This window comes from Streptacidiphilus melanogenes, from assembly GCF_000787835.1.
GTDB lineage: Bacteria > Actinomycetota > Actinomycetes > Streptomycetales > Streptomycetaceae > Streptacidiphilus > Streptacidiphilus melanogenes.
Window position 1 is genome coordinate 230,036 of sequence record NZ_BBPP01000001.1, and the last position, 23,527, is coordinate 253,562.

Genomic DNA, 23,527 nt, shown 5'->3' on the forward strand with positions numbered 1-23,527 from the left:
GGGGGGCGGGGGTGGGAGGCGGTGGGCGGGGTGGGGGGGGGGGGGCACCCCGGGGGGGGCCCCCGCCTGTGCGTGACGGACGGGGGCCCGGCTCGGGGATCAGGTCCCGGCCTGCGTCAAAGGCCGCGTCAGCGGGCCTGCGTACGGACGGGCTCAGGAACCCGCCGGCCAGCTGATCTGGGTGGAGTGGTAGTAGTTCACCCCCATCGCCTTCCAGCGCGGGCCCTGCGCGCCGAGCCGCGCGTCGAAAGCGGTCTGGCTGTGGGTGGACCAGGGCGACCAGCCGAGCTCGGCGAGGGCGGGGAGGCGGGGGAAGGCCATGTAGTCGATGTCGGCCGAGGTGACGATGGTCTCCGTCCACAGCGGGCCCTCCACGCCCGCGACCTCCGAGCCGGTGACGCCGGTCAGGTAGTTGCCCGGGTCCCAGCCGTAGGCGGTGTTGACGTCGATCAGGCCCGCCCAGGTCTGGCCGAGCTTGGTGCGGTGGTTGTACTTCATGTCCAGGTAGGCGTGGTTGGCGGGGGACATCACGACCTTGGTGCCGTTGGCCGCCGCGGCGGCCAGGTTCGGGGCGCTGGTCGTGGTGTCCCAGAACTGGGCCTGCGCGCCCGCGGGCGGGGTGCCCGCGTCGGCGATGTTGTGCCAGCCCATCACGGACTTGCCGTGCGCGGTGACGATCTGCTCAACCTTGCCGATGAACGTCGCGTAGTCCGACGCCGAGGTCGAACTGGCCTCGTCCCCGCCGATGTGGAGGTAGGGGCCCGGGGTCAGCGCGGCGAGCTCGCCGAGCACCTGGTCCACGAAGGTGTATGTGAGCGGCAGCGACACGCACAGCGAGCTGAACCCCACGTTGGTGCCGGTGTAGAGGGAGGGGGCCACCCCGTTGCAGTTGAGCGGCGCGTAGGAGGCGAGCGCGGCGTTGGTGTGACCCGGCATGTCGATCTCGGGGACGACGGTCATGAAGCGGGAGGCGGCATAGGCGACCACGGCGGAGTAGTCGGCCTGGGTCCAGTAGCCGCCCGGGCCGCCGCCGACCTCGGTGCTGCCGCCGTAGACGGCCAGGTTGGGCCAGCTGTTGATCGCGATGCGCCAGCCCTGGTCGTCACTCAGGTGCAGATGCAGGTAGTTGATCTTGTAGAGGGCCAACTCGTCGACGTAGCGCTCGACCTGGGCCACGGTGAAGAAGTGACGGGCGAGGTCCAGCATCGCCCCCCGGTATCCGAACCGCGGGTAGTCCAGGATCGTGCCGCCGGCGACCGTCCAAGGGCCCGGTTGCACCGTCGGGCTCATCACCGCGCCGGGCAGCAGCTGCAGCAGCGTCTGCACCCCGTGGAAGAGCCCCGCGGCCTGCTGTGCCTGGATCAGCACACCGGTGCGGCTCACCGTCAGCTGGTAGCCCTCGGCTCCGACGGTCGCCGGTGCGCCGGAGAGGGAGAGCGCGATCGTACCGGGGCTGGTCGCCCCCACCGTGAGCGGGAGCGCGTAGCCGGTGGAGGCACGCAGGATCCCGGCGAGGTAGCCGCCGGTGCCGGCGTCGTCCGAGGTGAGGGTGGCCCCGGCGGGCAGGGTGAACGTCGTGCCGTTCGCGGTCTCGCTGACCGGGGCCGGCACGACGGTGTCCGGGAAGGCGCTCGCTGCCGTGGCCGGGCCCGCGCCGGAGCTGAGGCCGGCGCAGACGAGACCGAGGGCGGTCAGCACCACGACGAACAGGCGGCGCAGGAACAGGCGGCGCAGGACCGGGCGGGACGCAGCGGATCGCGACATGTCGGCCCTCACCCCGCCACCGTGTCGCTCTTGGCGACGTTCCACCCCGAGAGGCTCACGACCGGCGTCGCGCCCTGCAGGTCCGCCGAGTTGTAGCTCGCCGTGAGCGTCTCCGACTCGCCCGGCCACAGGGTGACGTCGTTGTCGCTCCAGATCGATGACTGCAGCTCGTTGTCGCCGGACAGCTCCGTTCCGCTCGCCGTTCCGCGGCGCAGGTCGGCACGGAGGAAGAAGCCGACGGCGGGCGCGGTGGAGGTGTTCGTGACAGTGACCGTCACCAGCCTGTCGGAGCCGTTCGGGCCCGCCTGGTTGCTCGTGGCGGCGGTGACGGACACGGTCGCCGGAGCCAGGTTGCGCAGTGCGGTCAGGTTGGCGTACGAGGACATGGACGCCTGCGGCTGGCCGATGGTCTTGTTCCAGTTGACGACGTCGGACGTGGTGTTGTTCCAGTAGACGTTGCGGTCCACCAGCGCTCCGTTCTGACGCAGCAGCAGTTCGACGAAGTAGACCGTGCCCGAGGCCGTCGGGATCTTCGGCGTGAGCACCTTGTTCCGCACCTGCTGGGAGGCGAGGGAGAACGAGCCGCTGGTCCGGTCGTCGAGCAGGGAACCGGCGGTGTTGTAGACCTTCGCCTCGACGGTCAGTCCACTCTGCGCCGTGCCGCCGAGGTTGTCCACGGTCACGGTGTCGTTGTCGAGGGCGTAGAGGGCGTGCAGCGGACGGTTGGCCTTCTGTGCGCCGAAGTAGGCGCCGGCCTGGTCGCCGTCGTTGTTCCACAGCGACCACAGCAGCGTCGGCCAGCCCTTGTTGATCTGCCAGTAGACGGTGCCGGTGGCCGGTGCGGCGGTGTTGGTGGAGTGGTCGACGAAGGCCTCGAACTGGGCGCGGGTGTCCTCGTAGTTCTGGACCTGCGCCTCCTCGACGTACTGAGCGAGGCTGGTGGGTGCGCCGTAGCGGTCCGTCACGGCCTGGTCGAGGTTGTAGTCGGTGCCGAAGTGGTAGCCGGTGTGCCGGGTGCCCTCGTAGTTGTCGTGGTACTGGTTGGCCCCGGGGCTCTGCCACAGCGCGGTCTGGTCGGCGGCGGACAGGAAGCGGTTGATCGAGTCGAGAGTGGGGATGGTGTTGCCCGCGCTCTGCTCGCTGTCGAAACCCCAACTGCCGCCCGCGTTGGTCAGGGTGGAGTCGCCGCTGTCCTCGTGGCTGGTGTCGTACCAGTAGCTGGGCGGCACCCAGTCGTACGGGCCCTCCTTCTCACCCGAAGCACCGAGCTGCGGGCTGGAGTTGTACTCGGCGGAGGAGATGAACGGTCCGGTGTAGTCGGCCGCGGCGAAGCCCTTCAGGGCCAGGCTCTCCTGCGTCGCGGTGGGCGCGTTGTCGCTCCACTGGAAGCTGAACACCGAGGGGTGGTTGCGCAGCACCTGTCCGACCGACTGGGCCGTCAGCTGGTAGTTCGCCTGCTGGGCGGTGGTGTAGCTGGTGTTCTCCCAGAAGTCGCAGCACTGGTAGCCGGCGTTGACCAGGATGCCGGCGGCGTCCATCTGCTGGTACCAGTCGGCGGGCATCAGGTGGCCCTCCAGACGGATGGTGTTCACGCCCATCGCCTTGAACAGCCCGATCTGCTTGGCGGTGTCGGCCGGGTCGTAGCGCAGGAAGAGATCCGGATCCCAGCCGCCGCCGCGGATCACCAGCGGCACGTTGTCGATCCTGAACGCCCGGACGCCGCTCGGCGCCATCGTTCCGGCGGCCGTCAGGGAGGAGGTGACGGTGCGGATGCCGAAGGTCTCGCTGGTCGTGTCGAGTGTGGCGCCGTTCTGGACGACGGAGGTGGACAGCGTGTAGAGCGGCTGTCCGCCCAGCTGGTACGGCCACCAGATCTGCGGGGAGGCGATGGTGAGGGAGGGGAAGGCGCTGGGCGTGAAGGTCACCGTCTGCGTGCTGCCGGCCGGGACCGTCACGCTCTGGCTCACCGTGATCGGTGTGCCGCCGGTTCCGGGCGGGGTGACGGTCGCGTCGACCGTGCCGGTCTGCGCCGTGCTGCTGGTGTTGGTGACGGCGGCCTTGACGGTGAGGGCGGAGCTGGAGAGATCGGCCGCGGTGTCCTGGTCGACGTGGGCGTCACCGATGACCAGCGGTCCGCCGGTCTGGAGCTGGACCGGGAACTGGATGCCGGTGTTGTTGTCGGGAGGGATCTGCGACCAGTCGACGTCGTCGAGGGTCGGCATCGTGGTCGGGTTGTTCGGATAGACCTCGACGGCGACGGAGTTGGCGCCGGAACGGAGCAGCTTCGTCACGTCGAGGGCGCTGCGGGCGTAGTCGCCGCTGATGGTGGCGGAGGTGGCGACCTCGGTGCCGTTGACCCACACGTCCGCCTGTCCGACGACGCCATTGATGATCAGCTTGGCGTCCTGGCCTGCGGGCGGCGCGGTGAAGTCCGTGCGGTACCACCAGGGGACGGAGAACTGGGCGATGGTGTCCGCGCCCACCTTGGTCATCTGGCCGAAGCAGGACTTCATGGTGGTGGAGTAGAAGACGTTCGGGCAGGAGCCGTTCTGCAGCAGGGCGTTGATCTCGGTCCCGGGCGCGCCGCCGCCGTCGTTGCCGACGGAGAGCCAGCCTGCGGTGCTGAAGCCGGGGGTGGAGATGGCAGCCCCGCCCTGGGTCGCGGTGGCGGAGGTGAGCACCCTCCACCCCGTGCCGGCGCCGAGGTTGCTGATGGCGGTGGACCCGGTGGCGGGATCGGCGAAGGCGGCGGGTGCCGCTGCCTGAGTCCCGTGGGAGGCGGGGGAGTTGTGGGCGGTGCCGGGTGCGGCGAGGGAGACGGCGGCGAGACAGGCCGCGGCGGCAAGGACTCCGGTGCGTGGGGCTCGTACTAAGGACATGGTGCACTACCCCTCTCTTGTTAAGTTAATTAACTTAACTTTGCCCGAGCGGAGAGGGCAAGAGGCGGGGAGGCCGGAGTGCGGTCCTTCGTCGTGGACGTCGTCGGTCAGGCTGCGGCGGCCATCTCCTGGACGCGGGCACGGCTCTCCGCGCTGCGCGCGGAGAGGTAGGCGTCCAGGAGCAGCGCATAGCGCTCGCGCTCGGAGGGCGTGAGCGCACGGCCGCGCGCGCCCTGAACGAGGGCGCGGATACGGGCGTTGGCCACCTCCACGGGGGAGAGCGGCGTGAGGACGTGCGCGTTCAACATGGGAGAAATCTATCGGTCGGGACTGACAACGCGCCTGCGAGTATTCTCGGCGGGGGTTGAAGACGGCCCGGGCGGGGAAAAGGAGTTGGCCGACACCGCCCCGCGTGGTCGGATCGGAGGGTGGAGACCCCCGAGATTCTGCGGACCGAGCGGCTGCGGCTGCGGCGCTTCACCCGCGCGGCGCGGGACCTCGACGCACTCGCCGCGCTGCACGGCGACCCCGAGGTGATGCGGCGCATCGACGACGGCCGTCCCGTGCCGCGTGGAGCCGTCGCCGAGCGAACCCTCCCCGCCATCCTGCGCGAGTACGACGAACCACCGTCGGGGACGGGCTGTTTCGCCGCGGAGAGCCGGGCCGACGGCCGCTTCCTCGGCTGGTTCGCGCTGCGGCCCCCGACCGGCGTGGGGCTCGACACCGGACCGGGCAGCGGCGGCGATCTCGAGCTCGGCTACCGCCTGCTGCCCGCCGAGTGGGGCCACGGCCACGCGACCGAGGGAGCCCGCGCGCTCGTCCGCCACGCCTTCACCGCCCTCGGCGCCGAACGCGTCGTCGCGACGACGATGACGGTCAACACCGCGTCGCGGCGGGTGCTGGAGAAGGCCGGCCTGGCCCTGGTGCGGGTCTTCTTCGAGGAGTGGCCGGAGTACATCGAGGGCGCGGAGCACGGCGACGTGGAGTACGCCCTCTCCCGGGACGCGTGGGCGGCGCGAGCCGGGGCGCCGACGTCGTGAGCACTGCCGTGCCCTGCGCCGCCCGTGGCGGAGTCGACCGGCACCGGCTCGCGCACAGGTCTGTCCTGTGGATCGGGCCGGACCCTGGACTCCCCTGGCCTTCGGCCGGGGGCACCCCTCCTCTCCGCCTTGCGGTCCACGCTCCCTGGCGTCGTGGGCCCACGCGGCGGAGCCGCAGGGGCCGCCGTCGGCCTGATCCACAGGACAGGCCCCGCCCTGCTCCTCGTCCGGTCGGGCCGACCGCGCCTCATGTCGCCCTCGGTGGGGGAGGGGCGGCAACCGGCCGGGACCAGCCCGAGGGGCGGGGTGGCTGGCGTTCGTTCAGTTGGCGGCGGCATTCGGTTGCGAGATGCGGGTAGGCCGAGCCGATGGCCTCGTAGACACGACGGCGGAGGAGCTGTTCGGCCTCGATGCGGCCGGTGGTGCCGTGGAGCCCGTCGAGGACGGCGTCGTAGTCGGTGAGGGCGTGGCGCAGGTAGTTGACCTGCCAGCGGCGCAGCGCGCCGGGCTCGGCGGCGTCGATCCGGGCCGGGGCCGCCGGGTGCTGGTCGCCGAGGCGGCACGCGCGCCGGGCGTCGCGCTCGTTGCGATGGACGACGGCGCGGCGGGTGAGGCACTCCGGCGCGAGCCGGGGGACGCGGATGTGCAGGCCCGCGACCTCGGCCAGGATGGCTCGGCGTCGGCGATCCGACGCTGCGCGGGAGCAGGCCGCCCGCCGGGAGGCGGCGCTCGCGAGTGCGGCGAAGGCGTCGGTCGCCTCGGCGGACTCGACGCGTGCGGCGGAGTAGCGTCGGGAGGGCGCGGCGGCGCGGGTTGCGCACGGTCAGGTCGGGCGCGCCGAGCAACTTGGCGACCATGCTGGGTGTCCAGCCGCGGTGGCGCAGGTCCGCGAGCGAGAGATGGCGCAGCTCGTGCCCGGTGGCGGGCGACGTAGGAAGGCTCGGGTCCAGGCGCGAGTCCAGGTGCGGGTTCGGGTCCGGGTGCGGGTTCGGGTCCGGGCTCGGGCTCCGGTCCGGGGGAGTGTGGGCGTTCATGGCGACCCCGACGGTTGGCGCGGTTGCGTGCGTGGTCCGGTCTAGCGGGGCCCACTGACAGCGTCCGCGCCAGCGACTAGAGTCGAGAAGTCAAGAGTCATGTGACATTGCATTCAGCTGACAGCATTTCCGGCAGGAGGCACGACGGTGGGCGCTGAGTCGGTGTGGAGTGTGGATCCTCGTACGGGTGAGCCGCGCGGGGACAGGCGTGTGGCGGAGGCCTCCGGCCCGGTCGCGGTGGACGCGGCCGTGCGGGCCGCGCACGCGGCGCTGCCGGCGCTTGCTGATCGCGCGCGCCGGGCCGCGCTTCTGCGCGCCGCGGCCGAGCGCCTGCACGCCGCCGCTCCCGAGCTGGTCGCCGCGGCCGACGCGGAGACCGCCCTCGGGGACGTCCGGCTGACCGGCGAACTCGCCCGCACCGTCTTCCAGCTGCGCTACTTCGCCGATCTCGTCGACCGTGCCGCCGAGCCCGGCGGCTTCCTCGACATCCGCCGCGACAGCGCGGACCCGGGGCTGACGCCGCCCCGCCCCGACCTGTACCGGGTGAAGCTGCCGCTCGGCGTCGTGGGTGTCTTCGCGGCGAGCAACTTCCCCTTCGCGTTCAGCGTCCCGGGCGGCGACACGGCGAGCGCGCTCGCCGCCGGCTGCCCCGTGGTCGTCAAGGCGCACCCCGACCACCCGGAGACCTCCGAGCGCATGGCGGCCGCGCTGCGGGAGGCGGCACGCGAGGTGGGCCTGCCGGAGGGCACGATCGGGCTGGTCCACGGCTTCGAGTCCGGCCCCGAGCTGGTCCGGCACCCGCTGCTGGCCGGTGTCGGCTTCACCGGCTCGCCGCGCGGCGGGCGCGCGCTGTTCGACCTGGCGGCGGCCCGGCCGCGTCCGATCCCGTTCCACGGCGAACTCGGCAGCCTCAACCCGGTGCTGGTCACCGAGGCGGCGCTCGCGGGCGCGGGAGCCGGCGCGGGCACGAGCGCGGCCGAGGAGCTGGCGCACGGTCTCGTCGGCTCGTTCACGTTGGGGATGGGCCAGTTCTGCACCAAGCCCGGCCTGGTGCTGGTGCCCGCCGGAGCGGCCGGCGACGCGTTCGAGAAGGCGGTCGCCGACGCGGCCGCGCAGGCCCGCACCGGGGTCCTGCTGGACGCGCGGATGCGCGAGGCCTTCCTGGGCGGCTTCGCCCGCCGGGCCGGGCTCGCCGACGTGCAGACCGTCGCCCCGGCCGGTCCCGCCCCGACGCCCGAGACCCCGCTCGCCGTCCGTCCGGGCGTGCTGAGCGTCCCGGCCGCGAGCGCGCTCCGCGGCTCGCACGAGGCCCTGCTGGAGGAGTGCTTCGGCCCTGCCACGGTCCTGGTCCGCTACGCGGACCCGGCCGAGGCCGACGCGGTCCTGTCCCGCCTCGACGGCTGCCTCACGGCGACCCTGCACACCCCCGCGGCCGACCCCGACGCGGCCGCCCTCCTCGCCGTGCTCGCCCGCTTCGCCGGCCGGGTCCTCTTCGGCGGCTGGCCGACGGGCGTCGCCGTCGCCGACGCCATGCACCACGGCGGCCCGTACCCGGCCTCCACCTCGACGGCCACCTCCGTCGGCGCCACCGCCGTCGAACGCTGGCTCCGCCCGGTCTCCTTCCAGACCGTCCCGGAGGAACTGCTCCCGCGATGACCGGAACGGGCACGCGGCCGAGCGGGGAGTGCGCGCCGGCCGGCAGGGCGCGCCCCGCGGCGGGGCGGACAGCCGCCCGTGACGTCACGGGGCTTGACCGGTGGCTCGTCCGCGTAAGTCCGACGCATGCAAGCCTGTTCCGGCCGCACCACCGTCGCCGCGTGCCGGGCCCGGGCGGAGCGGCCTGTTCCGGGGGCCATGCCTGCCTTCGGAACCGGGCCCGGCGGGAATAGCATGATCCCCATGTCTGCCCTCACTCGCGCCGAAGCGGAGGGACGTCGACGGCTGCTCGATGTCCGCGCCGTGTCCGTGGACCTCGACCTGACCGTCGGAGCCGAGGTGTTCCGGTCCGTCACGGTCATCGCGTTCGGGTGCCGGACGCCCGGGGCCGGGACGTTCGTGGACGTGAAGCCCGCCGCGCTGCGGCGGGTGGTGCTGAACGGGCGGGAGCTGGACCCGAGGGCGCTGGAGGACGGAAGGTTCCCGCTGGAGGGGCTGGCCGCCGACAACGAGCTGCTGGTCGAGGCGGACATGGCCTACTCGCGCACCGGCGAGGGCATGCACCGCTACGTGGACCCGGCCGACGGCGAGGTCTACGTCTACACGCAGGCCTTCCTCGACGAGGGCCCGCGAATCTTCGCCGCCTTCGACCAGCCGGACCTGAAGGCGCCCTACCAGGTCGGTGTGACCGCTCCCGCCGAGTGGACCGTCGTCGCGAACGCGAGCGCCGTAGGTGAGCGCGAGCCGGTGCCGGGACGCAGCGACGCGGCCGTGACGCGCTTCGTGCCGACCGCGCCGATCAGCAGCTATCTCGTGTGCGTGGTGGCCGGGCCGCTGCACTCGGTGCGGTCCGAGCACGACGGCATCCCGCTCGGCCTGCACTGCCGCCGCTCGCTCGCGCCCTTCCTCGACGCGGACGCCGAGGAGCTGCTCGCCGTCACCCGGCAGTGCTTCGACGCCTACCACGCGCTCTTCCGCCAGCGGTACCCGTTCGGCGGCTACGACCAGTGCTTCGTGCCGGAGTTCAACGTCGGCGCGATGGAGAACCCCGGCTGCGTCACGCTCCGCGACACCTTCCTCTTCCGTTCCGCCGTGCCGGACACCGAGCGGGAACACCGGGCGATCGTGGTCGCCCACGAGATGGCGCACATGTGGTTCGGCGATCTGGTCACCATGCGCTGGTGGGACGACCTCTGGCTGAACGAGTCCTTCGCCGAGTACATGGGCTTCCGCGTCGTCGCCGACGCCACCCGCTACGGCGGTGCGTGGACCGGCTTCGCGGCCACCAAGGCGTGGGGGCGCGACGCCGACCAGCGGCCGTCCACGCACCCCGTCGCGCCGGAGGCCGTCGCCGACACCGCAGCGGCGCTGCAGAACTTCGACGGCATCTCCTACGCCAAGGGCGCCGCGGCCCTCCGGCAGCTCGTCGCCTGGCTCGGCGACGAGGCGTTCTTCGAGGGCGTCAACCGCCACTTCGAGGCGCACGCCTTCGCCAACGCCACCCTCGACGACCTGCTCCAGTCGCTCGCCGCCTCCGGCGGACGCGACGTGCACGCCTGGGCCGAGCAGTGGCTGCGCACCACCGGTCTGGACACCCTGCAGGCGGTCGACGGCGCGCTGCGCCAGAGCTCCGCGGACGGGGTGCTCCGGCCGCACCGCATCACGGTCGGCAGCTACGACCGGATGGCGGACGGGGTGCTGATGCTGCGTCAGCGCACGGCCGTGGAGCTGCAGGACGACAAGCCGGAGCCGCTTCCGGAGCCACGCGGCGAGCTGCTCGTGCCGGACGACACCGATCTCGCCTTCGCCAAGATCCGCCTGGACGAGCGGTCCTGGGCCGTCGTCAGGGAGTCGCTGGGCCGGATCCCCGACGAGCTGGCGCGCGTGGTGATCTGGAACAGCGCCCGCGACCTGGTCCGGGACGGCGACCTGCCCGCCGAGGAGTATCTCGACCTGGTCGCCGCGCACCTGCCGGGCGAGTCCTCGGTCCATCTCGTGCAGGACGTGCTGGCGTTCGCGCGCCGCGTCGTGGTGGACCAGTACCTTCCGCCGGAGCGCCGCCCCGCGGCGCTGGCCCGCCTCGGCGAGGTGTGCCGCAGCCTGCTGCGCCGGACCGAGGGGGACGCGCTGGCGGCCGGGCTGCGGCTGGTGGCCGTGCGCGGGTTGATCGACGCAGCGTTCGCGCCCGTCGAGCAGGCCGAGCTGCGGGAGTGGCTGGCCGAGGGCGCGGTCCCCGGCGGCCCCGAACTCGACCCGGCCCTGCGCTGGCAGCTGCTGCTGCGTCTGTGCGTGCTCGGATCGGCCGACGAGGCCGAGATCGCCGCCGAGGCCGAACGCGACCCGAGCGCGACCAGCGCGGAGGGCGCGGCCCGCTGCCGCGCGGCGCGCCCGGACCGCGACGCCAAGCAGGCCGCCTGGAAGGCGGTCTTCGGCGGAGAGCTCTCCAACTACCTGCTCGCAGCCACCATCGGCGGCCTCTGGCAGCCGGAGCAGCACGAGCTGCTCGACGAACTCGGCCTGCCGGAACGCTTCTTCCCGGCTGCGAGCGAGGCCGCGGCGCAGCGTGGCGCGGCCGTGGCCCGGCAGCTGACCTCCGCCGGAGGCTTTCCGGCCTACGCCGCGACGCCGCAGGTGCTGGTCGCGGGCGAACGCGAACTCGCCCGTGAGGACCTGAGCGTCGCGTTGCGGCGCGGACTGACGGACCGCCTGGACGACCTGCGTCGCGCCGTACGCGGCCGGACGACGGCGGGCTCCGCCGGGTCACCAGCGGAGGACCACGCCGAGGAGGGGGAGCGATGAGCACGATCCTGCACGTGAGCGGGCGGGTCCTGATCGGGCCCGAGGAGGTCCGCGACGAGCTGTGGGTCGTCGACGGACGGATCAGCTTCACCGCGCCGACCGGTGGCGAGGTACGGACGGTGCACGGCTGGGTGCTGCCCGGTCTGACCGACGCGCACTGCCACGTCGGCCTCGACGCCCACGGTGCCGTCGACCGGGCGACCAGCGAGAAGCAGGCCCTCGCCGACCGGGACGCGGGCGCCCTGCTCCTGCGCGACGCCGGTTCCCCTGCGGACACCCGCTGGGTCGACGAGCGCGACGACCTCCCGCGGATCGTCCGGGCCGGCCGCCACATCGCGCGGACCCGCCGGTACATCCGCAACTACGCGCACGAGATCGAGCCCGATCAGCTCGCCGACTACGTCCGCCAGGAGGCCCGGCGCGGCGACGGCTGGGTCAAGCTCGTCGGTGACTGGATCGACCGCGACCTCGGCGACCTCGGTCCCTGCTGGCCGCGCGAGGCGCTGGAGGCCGCGATGACGGCCGCACACGAGGAGGGCGCCCGCGTCACCGCCCACGTCTTCGGCGGGGACTCGCTGCGCGACCTCGTCGAGGCGGGCATCGACTGCATCGAGCACGCGACGGGCCTGACGGAGGACCTGATCCCGCTGTTCGCGGAGCGCGGTGTGGCGATCGTCCCGACGCTGGTCAACATCGCCGGGTTCCCCGAGCACGCGAAGGCGGGCGAGGCGAAGTTCCCCGCCTACGCGCGCCACATGCGCGCGTTGCACGCCCGCCGCTACGACACCGTCGCGGCGGCGTACGAGGCGGGCATCCCCATCTACACCGGCACCGACGCGGGCGGTTCCCTCCCGCACGGGCTCATCGCCCAGGAGGTCGCGGAGCTGGTCCGGGCCGGCCTGCCGACGCAGGCCGCGCTCTCGGCGACGACCTGGGGCGCGCACGCCTGGCTGGGCAGGCCGGGCCTGGAGGAGGGCGCGCGGGCGGACTTCGTCGTCTACGAGGAGGACCCGCGCAAGGACGTGCGGGTGCTGGCGGCCCCTCAGCAGATCGTCCTGAACGGACGGGCGCTCAAGGCGTGACCGGGGCGGCCTCGGGCCGGGGTGACCGTCGGCCCGGCCATGCGCGCCACGCCCGCCGGCCCCTGCGTGGCCAGGCGTGGCGTCAGGCGGTTCCCCTCCGGCTCTCCCGGCTCAACCAGCCGCATCGGCCGCAGGATTGACAAGGGTTGTGCGGGACGGTCGGGGCGGGGGCCCGGGGTCTGTGGGGTTGCATTTCACACCGACCCGGGGCGCAAGGGACGAATGCGCGCCGGGTACTCGGCACATGGGCGGCTGCTCGCGCCCCTGACCTGTGCAAGTGCATGCGGCGGCGGAGGGCGCAGGTCTACGCTCGAACGCGAAGCTAGGAGGCTGGCGTGCTGGGTCTGCTCGAACGCGAACACGAACTCGACGCCGTGCGCGCCGCGGTCGCGACCTTGCGCGCGGAGCGTGCGGGCGCGCTGCTCGTGGTGACCGGGGCGGCGGGGCTGGGGAAGACCAGCGTGCTCGCGGCCGCGCGGGAGGCCGCGCTGGACGAGGGGCTGCTGGTGCTCGCCTCCCGAGGCGGCGAGCAGGAGCAGGGCTCGGCGTTCACGGTTGTCCGGGGGCTGCTGCGGCCGCTGCTGGAGGACGTCGACGACGAGGCGCGGCAGGCGGTGCTCGGCGGCTGGAACGCCATCGTCGGCGCCGCGTTGGGCGTCGGCCCGAGTACCGGCGCCGCCCCCGACCCCCAGGGCGTGCGGGACGGCCTGGACTGGGTCGTCACCAACCTCGCCTTCTCCCGCGGTCCGGTGGTGATGGTCGTCGACGACGCGCACTGGGCCGATGCGGAGTCGCTCGCCTGGCTGGCGGGGTTCGCGTCACGCGTCGCGGATCTGCCGGTGCTGCTGGTCGTCGCCTACCGGCCGGACGAGCTTCCGGACTGGGCTGACGCGTTCCGCGTCATGGCCGACGACAACGGCGGCACCCCGCTGGGGCTCTCCGCGCTCACGCCCGAGGCGGTGGACGCGCTCGTGCGCGCCCTCTACTCGACCGAGCCGTCCGCGGCGATGACGGAGGCCGACGCAGAAGCCCGAGCCGAGGGCTTCCCTGACGACGACGACCCGGACGCGGCCGACCTGATCGGCGCGTTCGCCCGCGACGTCTGGGCCGTCACCGGTGGAAACCCATTCGAGACGGTCCAGTTGGCGGCCCTGGCGCGCTCGCGCGGCATCGTGCCGAGTGAGGACTCCTGGGCCAGGCTGCGTGAACTGGCCGCGGAGAACACCGGCAGCGGGCTCATCTCCCGTCTGCGCCGCCTCGGTTCCGGCCCGGTCCGGCTGGCCCGCGCGGTCGCGGTGCTCGGTATCGCGACGCCGGTCGAGCAGGCCGCGGAGGTCGCGGGCCTCGGCCCGGCCGAGGCGGACTCCGCCGCCGAGCGGCTGCGACACGAGCGTGTACTGACGGGGCGCCAGATCCTGGAGTTCGTGCACCCGTTGATCGCTACCTCCGTCTACCGGAGCATTCCGGAGGAGGATCGCACCGACTTGCACGCCCGCGCGGCGAGGACGGTGCTGGAGGCCGGACGCAGTCCGATGGTCGCGGCCAGGCACTGGCTGGAGGTGCCGCCGGTCGGCGACGCCCGCGTCGTCGAGCAACTGCGGGCGGCGGCCGAGCTGTTCATGCAGTCGGGTGCCCCGGAGACCGCGCAACGCTGCCTGGCGCGGGCGGTGGAGGAGCCGCCGCCGGTGTCCGAGCGGGCGCACGTGCTCTTCGAGCTCGGCTGCTCCACCCTGCTCTACGATCCGGCCGCCACCGCGGACCAGCTGCGGATGGCGCTCGCCCAGCCGGTGATCCCGGACCTGCTGCGTCACGAGATCAGCGTCCGTCTGGCGCAGTCGCTGGCGCACAGCAACAACCTCGCCGAGGCGGCGGAGACCATGGCGGCCGAGGTGCAGCGCGCCGAGGACGAGCACGTGCGCCTCAAGATGCAGGTCTGGCAGTTCATGTGGGGCGCGTTCGACGCCTGGGAACAGGGCTCGGAGGAGCGCTCCAAGCGCCTGGCGGACCTGGCCGAACGCCTGGACGTCGAGGGCGACCGCTCCATCGCCGCCCGCTACGTGCTGGGCCTGCGGGCCTGGGACGCGACGGTGCGCGGCGAGCCCGTCGACCTGGCGCTGCACTACAGCGACTGCGCCCTGGAGGGCGAACTGCGCTGGGCCCACCCGGAGTGGGGCTTCGAGGTGCCGGTGCTGGTCGCCCTCACCTACATGTACGGGGACCGGCGCGAGCGCGCGCTGGAGCTGTTCGCGAAGGGCATCGAGGAGTACGAGCAGGCCGGCTGGCGCGGCGCGCACCTCTCCTTCGGACACACCATCCTCGGCTACGTCCACTACCGCACCGGCGACTTGGCGGAGGCGGAGAAGGAGGCCCGGTACGGCCTGGAGCTGGCCAACCGCGTCGGCGAGGGGACACCCGTCCACTGGTACGCGGTCGGCACCCTGGTCGCGGTCCTGACGGCGCGCGGCGCGACGGCGGAGGCCCGGACGCTGACCGAGCGCTACAGCTTCCGCGCGCCGTACTCCAACGCCGTCGTCTTCCCGGACGCGCAGACCGTGCGCGGCGTGTTCCTGCTGGGGCTCGGCCAGTTCGTGGACGCGGAGGCGGAACTGTCCGCGGCCGGTGCCCGCCTGGACGCCCGTGGCATGCGGAACCCGGGCTGGTGCGGCTGGCAGCGCGGCCTCGCCGCGGCCTGCGCGGGCCTCGGCGACCTCGACCGGGCGCGCGAGTTGGCCGAGGACCAGCTGGCGCGCGCCGAGTGCTACGGCACCCTCTCCGCGATCGGCACGGCCCTGCGCGCCTCGGCGGAGCTCGAACCCGACCCGCGGGCGCGCCTCGACGGCCTCCGTCATGCCGTGCAGCTTCTCGACGGCGCGCACGCGCCGTACGAACGCGCCCGCGCCCTGCACGAGTTGGCTCTCGCGCTGGCCTCCGTCGGCGAGGACGCGACCGAGGCCTTCCGCAACGCGACCCAGGCCGCGGAGTCCTGCTCCGCGGACACCCTGGCGCGCAGCGCGCGGGAGCGCATCCCCGTCTGACCGCGCGCCCCGAACTGCCCCCGCTGTCGGGGTCCGTCATCGCGTGTCGGCGGGGGCCACTAGGCTTTCCGCGTGGCAGCGCGTCCTTTGCATGAGATCGTCGAATCAGGTTGGGCCCAGGCCCTCGCCCCCGTCGCAGGCGACGTGGCGGTGATGGGTGATTTCCTCCGCGGAGAGAACGCCGCGGGCCGCGGCTACCTCCCCGCGGGCGCGAACGTGCTGCGCGCATTCCAGCAGCCCCTCGCGGACGTCCGCGTGCTGATCGTCGGGCAGGACCCGTACCCAACCCCGGGCCACGCCGTGGGGCTCTCCTTCTCCGTCGCACCGGAGGTGCGGCCGCTGCCGGGCAGTCTGGTCAACATCTTCACCGAGTACCAGCGCGACCTCCAGCTGCCCGCGCCCACCAACGGCGACCTCACGCCCTGGACCCGCCAGGGCGTGCTGCTGCTCAACAGGGTGCTCACCACAGCTCCGCGCAAGCCCCGCGCCCACAGCGGCAAGGGCTGGGAGTCCGTGACGGACCAGGCCATCCGCGGTCTGGTCGCCCGGGGCACGCCGATGGTGGCCATCCTCTGGGGCAAGGACGCCCGCGGCCTCAAGCCTCTGCTGGGCGACGTTCCCTGCATCGAGTCCTCCCACCCGAGCCCCTACTCCGCCGACTACGGCTTCTTCGGCTCCCGCCCCTTCAGCCGGGCCAACGACCTCCTGGCCAAGCAGGGCGCCCAGCCCGTCGACTGGCGCCTGCCCTGACGGCTCCGGGCCCAGGGGGCCGTCAGGGTTATGCGCGAGCCTCGATGCCGAGGTCGGCGAGGAGGCCGCGGATGCGGTGTTCGATCTCGTCGCGGATCGGGCGGACGGCGTCGACGCCCTGGCCGGCGGGGTCCTGGAGTTGCCAGTCCAGGTAGCGCTTGCCGGGGAAGATCGGGCAGGCGTCGCCGCAGCCCATGGTGATGACCACGTCGGAGGCCTGGACGGCGTCCGTGGTGAGGAGCTTCGGCTTCTGGGCGGACAGGTCGATGCCGACCTCGGCCATGGCCTCGACCACGGCAGGGTTGACGGTTTCGGCGGGTGCGGATCCGGCCGAGCGGACCTCGACGCGTCCCTCGGAGAGGTGGGTCAGGAAGGCGGCGCCCATCTGGGAGCGCCCCGCGTTGTGGACGCAGACGAAGAGCACGGACGGTCGGGACAGGCTCACGGTGCGACTCGTTTCGAGGAGGTGGCGGGACGGGTCATCGGCCGGACGGGGCGAGTTCACGCTCGTCCTGCGTCGGGACCGCCGCGGCTTCGGTGGCGCGAAAGGGGGCGAAGAGGACGGCGACCAGGCCGAGGCCGATCGCGGCTCCGACCAGCTGGGCGGCGATGAAGCCCGGGGCGGAGGAGGGGGCGATCCCGGCGAAGGTGTCGCTGAACATCCGGCCGATGGTGACGGCGGGATTCGCGAAGCTGGTGGACGAGGTGAACCAGTAGGCGGCCCCGATCCAGGCGGCCACCGCGAGCGGGGCGAACCGTTCGCGTCCGGTCCGGCCGAGGCCGAAGATCAGTAGCACCAGGCCGGCGGTCGCGACGGCTTCGGCGAGCCACAGGTGCCCGGCCGAGCGGTGATGGGTGGACCAGGCGACCAGCGGCTTGGCGAACATGGCGTTGGCCAGGACCGCGCCCCCGATCGCCCCGGCGGTCTGCGCGAGCGTGTAGACGCCGACCTCGCGCGGGTCGGGGCCGCTCCGGTCGCGGCGGCCGTTCCACCAGGCGGCCAGGGTGACGGCCGGGTTGAAGTGGGCACCCGAGACCGGGCCGAGCAGAGCGATCAGGACGGCGAGGACGAAGACGGTGGCCAGGCAGTTGGCGAGGAGTTGGAGCCCGACGTCCGAGGTCAGACTGGTGGCCTGGATACCGGAGCCGATCACCGTCGCGACGAGCACGGCCGTCCCGACCGCCTCCGCGGCGGCGCGGCGGACGAGCGGGGCGGGCGTGGTCATCGGGCGTCTCCGAGCGGTGACGGAGCCTCGGCGGGGGCCTGGAGGAGCGAGGAGAGCTTGGCCAGAGCCGGAGGCAGCACCCAGTAGTAGACCCAGGTGCCGCGTCGCTCGCTGTCGACCAGCCCGGCTTCGCGCAGCACCTTGAGGTGGTGGGAGATGGTGGGCTGGGAGACGTCGAACGGGCCGGTCAGATCGCAGACGCAGGCTTCGCCGCCCTCGAACGAGGCGATGAGGGAGAGCAGGCGCAGTCGGACCGGATCGCCGAGGGCCTTGAACATCCTGGCCAGGTCGACGGCCGCGGTCTCGTCCAAGGGCTCGCGGACCATCGGCGAGCAGCAGGCGTCCGCGGTCTGGTCGATGACCGTCAGCTCTGATTTCGACATGCGTCTATGTTGACATCCGTCGATCCAGGAGAGCAAGCTCAACTGTATCGACGGATGTCGAAACAAGCCGATCACGACCGTGGAGGTTCGCCATGTCCCGCGTCCAGCTCGCTCTCAATGTCGCCGACCTCGACGCTTCGGTGGCCTTCTACTCCAAGCTCTTCGGCACCGAACCCGCCAAGCGCCGCCCCGGCTACGCGAACTTCGCCATCGCCGAGCCCCCGCTCAAGCTCGTCCTCATCGAGGGGCAGCCGGGTCAGGAGACCCGGCTCGACCACCTCGGCGTCGAGGTCGCCAGCACCGACGACGTCACGGAGGCCACATCCCGCCTGAAGGACGCGGGCCTGGCCACGTTCGAGGAGAACGACACCTCCTGCTGCTACGCCCTCCAGGACAAGGTGTGGGTCCACGGCCCCGGCCGGGAGCCCTGGGAGGTCTACGTCGTCAAGGCCGACGCCGACACCCGCGACAGCAGCCCCGCCGCTCCGCAGGCGTGCTGCACGCCCGCCGCGCAGTCCGTCGAGATCTCCTCTGGCCCCGGCGAGGCCGGGGCTGCGGCCGGTTGCGCCTGCGGGGCCTGATGGTGGACCGGCTTCGCCGGGGCCGCGGCGGCGTCTTCAGACCGTGGTGCCGATGCCTCCGTCGACGGGGATCACCGCGCCGGTGACGTAGGAGCCGGCGCGGCTGGCGAGGTAGACGGCGACGCCGGCCATGTCGTCCGGGCGGCCGATGCGGCGCAGGGGAGCGGACGCGGCGATCTGGTCGCCGACGGCGGCCAGGGTGGCGGCCATCATCTTCGACTCGAACGGGCCGGGGGCGATCGCGTTGACCGTGATGTGCTGCGGCCCCAGCTCCTTCGCCAGCACCCGGGTCAGGTGGTGCAGGCCGGCCTTGCTCGCCGCGTAGGAGTAGGTGGGCAGCGGGCTGACATGGAGACCGTCGATGGAGCCGACGTTGATGATCCGGGCGGGGGAGTCCGGCGTGCCGGCGGCGCGGAGCAGCGGCAGCAGGGCCTGGGTGAGCAGGAAGGGGCTCCGCAGGTTGAGGTCCATGACCTTGTCCCACCCGCTGACGGGGAACTCGTCGAGCGTCGCGCCCCAGGTGGCGCCCGCGTTGTTGACCAGGATGTCCAGCCGCTCCTCGCGGGCGGACAGCTCCTCGGCGACGCGGGCGATCTCCGTTTCCTCGGAGAGGTCCGCGGGCAGCGCGACCGCGTCGCCGTACTGCTTCAGCTCGGCTGCGGCGGCCTCACAGGCCTCCGGCTTCCGGGAGCTCACGTAGACCTTCGCGCCCGCCTCGACCAGGCCGCGGGCGATCATCAGACCGATGCCCCTCGTCCCGCCGGTGACCAGGGCCGTCCTGCCGGCGACGGAGAAGAGATCACTCACAGCTGCTCCCGGAAGTCCTCGTGGTTGGGAGCACCACGCTAGTCCAGCCCTGAACTGCTAGGTCGGTTGGTGATCGTGAGGAATTGTCACCCTAAAGAGTGAACTGACTGCGTGTGCTGACCTGGTGACACACGGTTCGCAAGAATAAGCGGCGTCCGATCCCGTGCATCGCCCAACCGTTCCCGGCGTGCACGTACGTTCCCAGGTGGGGGTTACACCGTGCTGTCCCTGTCCCGTCGTCGCTTCGCCACGCCCTTCGCCCTGTCCGGCGCACTCGCCGCGGTCTCGCTGATGGGGGTGGCCGAACCCGCGCACGCGACGACGGGATCGGGCACCGCCTCCGCCACCACGGCGGAGGTCGCCCTGGACGTCCGGCTGCTCAGCGCGGCCGACATCCCGGTCGACGTCTCGCTCAACAAGATCTCCGCGCCCGCGTCGCGCAGCGGCGCCGCGCTGACCACCGTGGTCGGCAGCGGGGTCGAAAACGACCAGCCGGTCAACCTGCTGATGGCGCAGGTCGGTCAGACCGACGCCGTCGTCGACGCCCACGGCTCGCGCGCCTCCGTCACCCTCGCCGACGCGCACCTGCACCTGCCCGGCCTCCCGCTCAACGAACTGCTGGGCGTCAAGGCCGTCAGCGCCGAGGCCGACTGCCCCGTCGACGGCGCGCCGAGTGCGAGCGCGGAGGCGCTCGGTGACATCACGATCCTGGGCCTCCAGTTGCGGCTGAGCGCCCACGGCGACACGGTGGTCCGGGTCCCCGCCCTGGGCGTGGTGGACCTCAAGCTCTCCCAGCACAGGACGACGTCGGACACGGCGGCGGCGACGGCGGTCGAGTTGGACGTCGACGTGAACCCGCTGGCGCTGAACGTCTCGGCGGTCCGAGGGAAGATCGTGCTCGCTGACGTCTCCTGCACGAAGGGTTCGGGAAACGGGGGCTCGGGCGGCGGCTCCAACGGCGGCGGCTCCAACGGTGGGGCCACGGGTGGGGATTCGGGTGGCTCGGGCGGCTCGGGTGGCGGAACGCCGTCGAGCGGACCGTCGCAGGGCATGAGCGGCGGCGGCAACGGCGGCTCCGGCGGTGCCGGCACGGCAGGCGCCAGCGGGACCGGCGGCACGGGCGGCGCGAGCCCGGTGGCCGCGGTGTCCACCCCGCCGGCCGCGCCGAGCGGTTCGACGCACCTGGCGGAGACGGGGAGCAGCAGCTCCACACCCGTGATCGCAGCTGCGGGCCTGGTCGTCCTCGGCGCCGGTGGCGGCGTCGTCGCGCTGGCACGCCGCCGCCGCCGAGGCTGAGCCGAGGTGCTGCGACCTGGCCTCCCGTCCCGGCGATCGGCCCCGGCCTCCGGCCTGTCGGCCCGGCTTGGGGCGGGGGGCCCGGCAGCTCGGCCTCGCGGGCACGGGGTCACGGCCCGGCCTCCGGTCTCAGGGGTGAGGGCCGTATGGGGTGCGGCCCCATCGGCGGCACGGCCTCCTGGGTCGGCGTTCGGCCGCGGCCTCCGGGCTGTCGGCCCGGCTTGGGGCGGGGGGCCCGGCAGCTCGGCCTCGCGGGCACGGGGTCACGGCCCGGCCTCCGGTCTCAGGGGTGAGGGCCGTATGGGGTGCGGCCCCACGGCGGCACGGCCTCCTGGGTCGGCGTTCGGCCCCGGCCCCCGGCGTCTCGATCCGGTTGCTGGTACGGCTTCCTTGCGCGGCGGCAGTGCCCGGGGCCATGGCCTGGCCTCGGAGCCGGCTGGATGGCACTCGGCGCGCTCGGCACCCCGTACTGGGCCTTCGCTCAGATGCGGGGCGAACGCCAGTACCTGGGCCATCCGACAACGCAGCACGGGGCGCCCGCCGGCCGGAGGCCGGGGCGTGGCGGGCCTGCTGGGAGGGTTCGGGCTACCGGCCGCAGCAGTGCAGCAGGGCGGTGCAGAAGGCGTCCGTCGTGGTGCGGTCGCGGACCGCGATGCGGAGCCAGTTCGGGCCGAGGCCGGGGAAGGTGTCGCCGCGGCGGACGGCGAAGCCGCTGTCGCGCAGGCGGAGGCGGACCTTGTCCGCGTCGGGGAGCGAGACAAGCACGAAGGAGCTCGCCGGGACGCCGTGGACCCGGATACCGGGGATCTCGGCGAGCAGCGTCAGCAGGTGCGCGCGGTCGACGGCGGTCGCCCGCGCGGCCGCGTCCGCCTCCGCCAGCGCGTTCGGCGCGCACGTCGCTACGGCCGCGGCGAGCGCGGGTGAGGAGACCGGCCAGAGCGGTTGCGCGGCCTCCAGCCGCGCGATCAGCTCCGGTGCGGCCAGCACGTACCCGATGCGCAGGCCCGCCAGGCCCCAGGTCTTGGTGAGGCTGCGCAGCACGACCAGGCCCGGCAGGTCGCGGCGGCCGGCGAGGCTCTCGGGCTCGCCGGGAACCGTGTCCGCGAAGGCCTCGTCCACCACCAGGACGCGGCCGGGACGGGTCAGTCCGGCCAGCGTCGCGGCCGGGTGCAGGACGGAGGTGGGGTTGGTGGGGTTCCCGACCACGACCAGATCGGCAGCGGAGGGGAGCGCCGAAGGGTCGAGGCGGAACCCGGCCTCCGGAGGGAGCACCAGGCGGTGCACCGGGTGTCCGGCGTCGCGCAGCGCGGCCTCGGGCTCGGTGAACTGCGGGTGCACCACGACGGCGTGGCGGGGGCGCAGGGCTCGTGCGAGGAGCACGAAGGCCTCCGCCGCGCCGGACGTGAGCAGCACCTCCTCGGGCGGACGCCCGTGCCGCGCGGCGACCGCCGCGCGCGCGGCGGTGCCGTCGGGGTAGGCGGCGAGGCCGCCCAGGCTGTCGGCGACGACCTCGCGGAGCCACGCGGGCGGGGTCCCCGTCCGCACGTTGACCGCGAGGTCGACGAGACCGCCGCCGACCTCGCGGTCGCCGTGGTGGCGCAGCAGGTCGCCACCGTCGCCGAGGTCGGCGTCGTCAGTGCGCATGGCTGTGGTCGTGGTGGTGACCGTGGTGACCGTGCCCGCCATGGCCGTGGTCGTGGGCCGGGTCGTCGGGGTGGTGGTGCGGGCGCTGCGGCGCGCCGACCTTGGCTTCGAAGCCCGGCATGGCGATGCGGTAGACGCAGGTGTCGCAGTTCATCCGCAAGTCGCCCTGCTCGGTCTCGCGGTAGCGCTCGAGGACCAGTTCGGCCAGCTCCTCGGTCGCGCCCAGCACGCCCGCCTGCCGCACGTCCACGTCCGGGTGCGCCTCCGCCCACTCGCGCGCCTGCTCGGCGACGCGGTCCGGCAGGATGCCGGTGAACAGGAAGTACGGCAGCACCACGATCCGCTTCGCGCCCAGCAGCCGGCAGCGGGTCAGACCGTCGGGGACGTTCGGCGCGGCGAGCGAGACGAAGGCCGTCTCGACGCCGGCCAGGCCCCGGCCCTCCCAGAACAGCCGTGCCACCTTGGCGACTTCGGCGTTGGCGTCCGGGTCGGTAGAGCCGCGGCCGACGAGCAGGACGGTCGTCCCGGCCCGCTCCTCGGGCGTGACGACCTCGTCGAGTCGGCGCTCCAGCACGGTCAGCAGGGACGGGTGCGGGCCGAGTGGGCGGCCGTAACGGAAGCTGGTGCCGGGGTGACGCTCGCGCTCGCGCACGAGCGCGGCCGGGATGTCGCCCTTGGCGTGTCCGGCGGAGACCAGGACCAGCGGGACGGCCGCGAAGCGGCGCGCACCCTGCCCGACCAGCTCGGCGACGGCGTCGGCGAGCGGCGGTGGGGAGAGCTCGATGAAGCCGCCGCCGACCGGGGTCTCCGGCAGGCGGGCCTTGAGCAGCTCGACGAACTCGCGGAAGGCCTCCGCGCCGTCCTCGTCACGGGTGCCGTGGCCGACCAGCAACAGCGCGGGGGAGGTCACAGGTTCTCCTCAGAAGTCGTGGTGTTGTCATACAGGTCCGGGTAGAGCAGGGCGTTGACGGCGGCGGCGGCCACGGCCGAGCCGCCCTTCTCGGAGATGTTGCTCACGCCGGGCAGTCCCGATGCACGCAGCGCGGCCTTGGACTCGGCGGCGCCGACGAAGCCGACCGGCAGGCCGATCACGAGGGCCGGGCGGGCGTCGAGAACGAGCAGCTCCTCCAGGGCGGTCGGCGCGCAGCCGATCACCCAGACGGCGCCCTGGCCGACCTCCTCCAGCGCCATCCTGACGGCCGCCGCCGACCGGGTCAGCCCGGCCGCAGGGTCGGCCTTCGCCTGGCGGACGCGGCAGACGGACTCGCGCGCGGTGACGCCCGCGGCCACCATCTCCACGTCGGCGACGATCGGCGCCCCCGCGGCGAGCGCGTCGGCGGCGGTGCGCAGCACGGACTCCTCGGCGATGACCAGGTCGTCGAAGTACTCCAGGTCCGCGCTGGCGTGGACCACCCGCTCCGCCACGGCCCGGGTGAGCGGCGGAAGGTGGGAGGTGTCACGGCGGGCGCGCAGACGGCGGTAGGACTCCGCCTCGATCGGGTGGACCTGACGGCGGCTCATGAGACGTGCTCCTGGTGGAAGTCGACGGAC

Annotated in this window: 18 protein-coding genes; 8 read left to right on the top strand and 10 right to left on the bottom strand. The window is 73.4% G+C overall.

The features are described 5' to 3' along the window. Positions 1 to 153: 153 nt before the first annotated feature. From TR49_RS01035 to TR49_RS01045, 3 genes are all read right to left on the bottom strand, one after another. Positions 154 to 1,764 carry a beta-N-acetylhexosaminidase gene (locus TR49_RS01035; protein ID WP_052433844.1) on the bottom strand — a complete coding sequence of 537 codons (1,611 nt, stop codon included), beginning with the start codon at positions 1,762 to 1,764 and terminating at the stop codon, positions 154 to 156. An 8-nt stretch (positions 1,765 to 1,772) separates the two neighbouring features. Beyond that, positions 1,773 to 4,643 carry a glycosyl hydrolase 2 galactose-binding domain-containing protein gene (locus tag TR49_RS01040; protein WP_042376328.1) on the bottom strand — a complete coding sequence of 957 codons (2,871 nt, stop codon included), beginning with the start codon at positions 4,641 to 4,643 and terminating at the stop codon, positions 1,773 to 1,775. 107 nt (positions 4,644 to 4,750) lie between these two features. Next, a complete protein-coding gene (locus TR49_RS01045; RefSeq protein WP_042376043.1) occupies positions 4,751 to 4,951 on the bottom strand; it encodes a hypothetical protein in 201 nt (66 codons plus the stop codon). Positions 4,952 to 5,071: 120 nt separating this feature from the next. Here TR49_RS01045 and TR49_RS01050 point away from each other — a divergent pair, with 120 nt between their 5' ends. The 6 genes from TR49_RS01050 to TR49_RS01085 all read left to right on the top strand — a co-directional run bounded on the left by TR49_RS01050 (position 5,072) and on the right by TR49_RS01085 (position 16,039). Beyond that, entirely contained in the window at positions 5,072 to 5,683 is a 612-nt protein-coding gene (locus TR49_RS01050; protein WP_236653157.1) for a GNAT family N-acetyltransferase, read from the top strand. A 1,181-nt stretch (positions 5,684 to 6,864) separates the two neighbouring features. Further along, positions 6,865 to 8,373, top strand: coding sequence for an aldehyde dehydrogenase family protein (locus tag TR49_RS01065; protein ID WP_042376049.1), 1,509 nt, complete (start codon positions 6,865 to 6,867; stop codon positions 8,371 to 8,373). Positions 8,374 to 8,607: 234 nt separating this feature from the next. Beyond that, a complete protein-coding gene (gene pepN, locus TR49_RS01070) occupies positions 8,608 to 11,172 on the top strand; it encodes an aminopeptidase N (protein ID WP_042376050.1) in 2,565 nt (854 codons plus the stop codon). After that, the gene (locus TR49_RS01075; RefSeq protein WP_042376051.1) at positions 11,169 to 12,254 is read left to right on the top strand and encodes an amidohydrolase family protein; all 1,086 of its coding nucleotides are present in this window, start codon (positions 11,169 to 11,171) and stop codon (positions 12,252 to 12,254) included. The genes pepN and TR49_RS01075 overlap by 4 nt, the downstream gene beginning before the upstream one ends. Before the next feature lie 335 nt (positions 12,255 to 12,589). Beyond that, positions 12,590 to 15,289 carry an ATP-binding protein gene (locus TR49_RS01080; RefSeq protein ID WP_052433847.1) on the top strand — a complete coding sequence of 900 codons (2,700 nt, stop codon included), beginning with the start codon at positions 12,590 to 12,592 and terminating at the stop codon, positions 15,287 to 15,289. A 72-nt stretch (positions 15,290 to 15,361) separates the two neighbouring features. After that, the gene (locus TR49_RS01085) at positions 15,362 to 16,039 is read left to right on the top strand and encodes a uracil-DNA glycosylase (RefSeq protein ID WP_042376052.1); all 678 of its coding nucleotides are present in this window, start codon (positions 15,362 to 15,364) and stop codon (positions 16,037 to 16,039) included. 28 nt (positions 16,040 to 16,067) lie between these two features. On the opposite strand, the gene TR49_RS01090 is transcribed toward TR49_RS01085, so the two are convergent. The 3 genes from TR49_RS01090 to TR49_RS01100 are packed head-to-tail and all read right to left on the bottom strand — an operon-like array spanning position 16,068 to position 17,648. Beyond that, complete coding sequence (locus TR49_RS01090; protein WP_042376054.1) at positions 16,068 to 16,484, bottom strand: arsenate reductase ArsC; 417 nt, start codon at positions 16,482 to 16,484, stop codon at positions 16,068 to 16,070. Positions 16,485 to 16,518: 34 nt separating this feature from the next. After that, complete coding sequence (locus tag TR49_RS01095; protein ID WP_042376056.1) at positions 16,519 to 17,265, bottom strand: aquaporin; 747 nt, start codon at positions 17,263 to 17,265, stop codon at positions 16,519 to 16,521. Beyond that, positions 17,262 to 17,648 (bottom strand): ArsR/SmtB family transcription factor, encoded by a 387-nt coding sequence (locus TR49_RS01100; protein ID WP_042376058.1) that lies wholly within the window; start codon positions 17,646 to 17,648, stop codon positions 17,262 to 17,264. The genes TR49_RS01095 and TR49_RS01100 overlap by 4 nt, the downstream gene beginning before the upstream one ends. Positions 17,649 to 17,740: 92 nt before the next feature. On the opposite strand from TR49_RS01100, the gene TR49_RS01105 reads away from it, so the two are divergent. After that, positions 17,741 to 18,229 (top strand): ArsI/CadI family heavy metal resistance metalloenzyme, encoded by a 489-nt coding sequence (locus TR49_RS01105; RefSeq protein WP_042376060.1) that lies wholly within the window; start codon positions 17,741 to 17,743, stop codon positions 18,227 to 18,229. Between the two features lie 36 nt (positions 18,230 to 18,265). Here the strand turns inward: TR49_RS01105 and TR49_RS01110 are convergent, their stop codons facing one another. After that, positions 18,266 to 19,036: a glucose 1-dehydrogenase gene (locus TR49_RS01110; protein ID WP_042376061.1), complete on the bottom strand. Its 771-nt coding sequence runs from the start codon at positions 19,034 to 19,036 to the stop codon at positions 18,266 to 18,268. A gap of 219 nt (positions 19,037 to 19,255) precedes the next feature. Between TR49_RS01110 and TR49_RS01115 the strand changes: the two genes are divergently transcribed. Beyond that, a complete protein-coding gene (locus TR49_RS01115) occupies positions 19,256 to 20,332 on the top strand; it encodes an LAETG motif-containing sortase-dependent surface protein (protein ID WP_052433850.1) in 1,077 nt (358 codons plus the stop codon). A 585-nt stretch (positions 20,333 to 20,917) separates the two neighbouring features. Here TR49_RS01115 and cobC read toward each other — a convergent pair. From cobC to TR49_RS01130, 3 genes are read right to left on the bottom strand one after another with little or no spacing between them, the layout of a single operon-like run. Further along, a complete protein-coding gene (gene cobC / locus TR49_RS01120; RefSeq protein ID WP_174501532.1) occupies positions 20,918 to 22,018 on the bottom strand; it encodes an Rv2231c family histidinol phosphate aminotransferase CobC in 1,101 nt (366 codons plus the stop codon). Beyond that, positions 21,966 to 22,886: a sirohydrochlorin chelatase gene (locus TR49_RS01125; protein WP_042376069.1), complete on the bottom strand. Its 921-nt coding sequence runs from the start codon at positions 22,884 to 22,886 to the stop codon at positions 21,966 to 21,968. Before TR49_RS01125 ends, cobC begins: the two co-directional genes overlap by 53 nt. Beyond that, positions 22,883 to 23,497 (bottom strand): precorrin-8X methylmutase, encoded by a 615-nt coding sequence (locus tag TR49_RS01130; protein WP_042376070.1) that lies wholly within the window; start codon positions 23,495 to 23,497, stop codon positions 22,883 to 22,885. Before TR49_RS01130 ends, TR49_RS01125 begins: the two co-directional genes overlap by 4 nt. Positions 23,498 to 23,527 lie beyond the last annotated feature (30 nt).

What these genes read in the sequence shown, in the direction of transcription:
- TR49_RS01035 (WP_052433844.1), bottom strand. Translation starts at nt 1,764, where the DNA reads ATGTCGCGATCCGCTGCGTCCCGCCCGGTCCTGCGCCGCCTGTTCCTG.
- TR49_RS01040 (WP_042376328.1), bottom strand. Translation starts at nt 4,643, where the DNA reads ATGTCCTTAGTACGAGCCCCACGCACCGGAGTCCTTGCCGCCGCGGCC.
- TR49_RS01045 (WP_042376043.1), bottom strand. Translation starts at nt 4,951, where the DNA reads ATGTTGAACGCGCACGTCCTCACGCCGCTCTCCCCCGTGGAGGTGGCC.
- pepN (WP_042376050.1), top strand. Translation starts at nt 8,608, where the DNA reads ATGATCCCCATGTCTGCCCTCACTCGCGCCGAAGCGGAGGGACGTCGA.
- TR49_RS01075 (WP_042376051.1), top strand. Translation starts at nt 11,169, where the DNA reads ATGAGCACGATCCTGCACGTGAGCGGGCGGGTCCTGATCGGGCCCGAG.
- TR49_RS01095 (WP_042376056.1), bottom strand. Translation starts at nt 17,265, where the DNA reads ATGACCACGCCCGCCCCGCTCGTCCGCCGCGCCGCCGCGGAGGCGGTC.
- TR49_RS01100 (WP_042376058.1), bottom strand. Translation starts at nt 17,648, where the DNA reads ATGTCGAAATCAGAGCTGACGGTCATCGACCAGACCGCGGACGCCTGC.
- TR49_RS01105 (WP_042376060.1), top strand. Translation starts at nt 17,741, where the DNA reads ATGTCCCGCGTCCAGCTCGCTCTCAATGTCGCCGACCTCGACGCTTCG.
- cobC (WP_174501532.1), bottom strand. Translation starts at nt 22,018, where the DNA reads ATGGCGGGCACGGTCACCACGGTCACCACCACGACCACAGCCATGCGC.
- TR49_RS01130 (WP_042376070.1), bottom strand. Translation starts at nt 23,497, where the DNA reads ATGAGCCGCCGTCAGGTCCACCCGATCGAGGCGGAGTCCTACCGCCGT.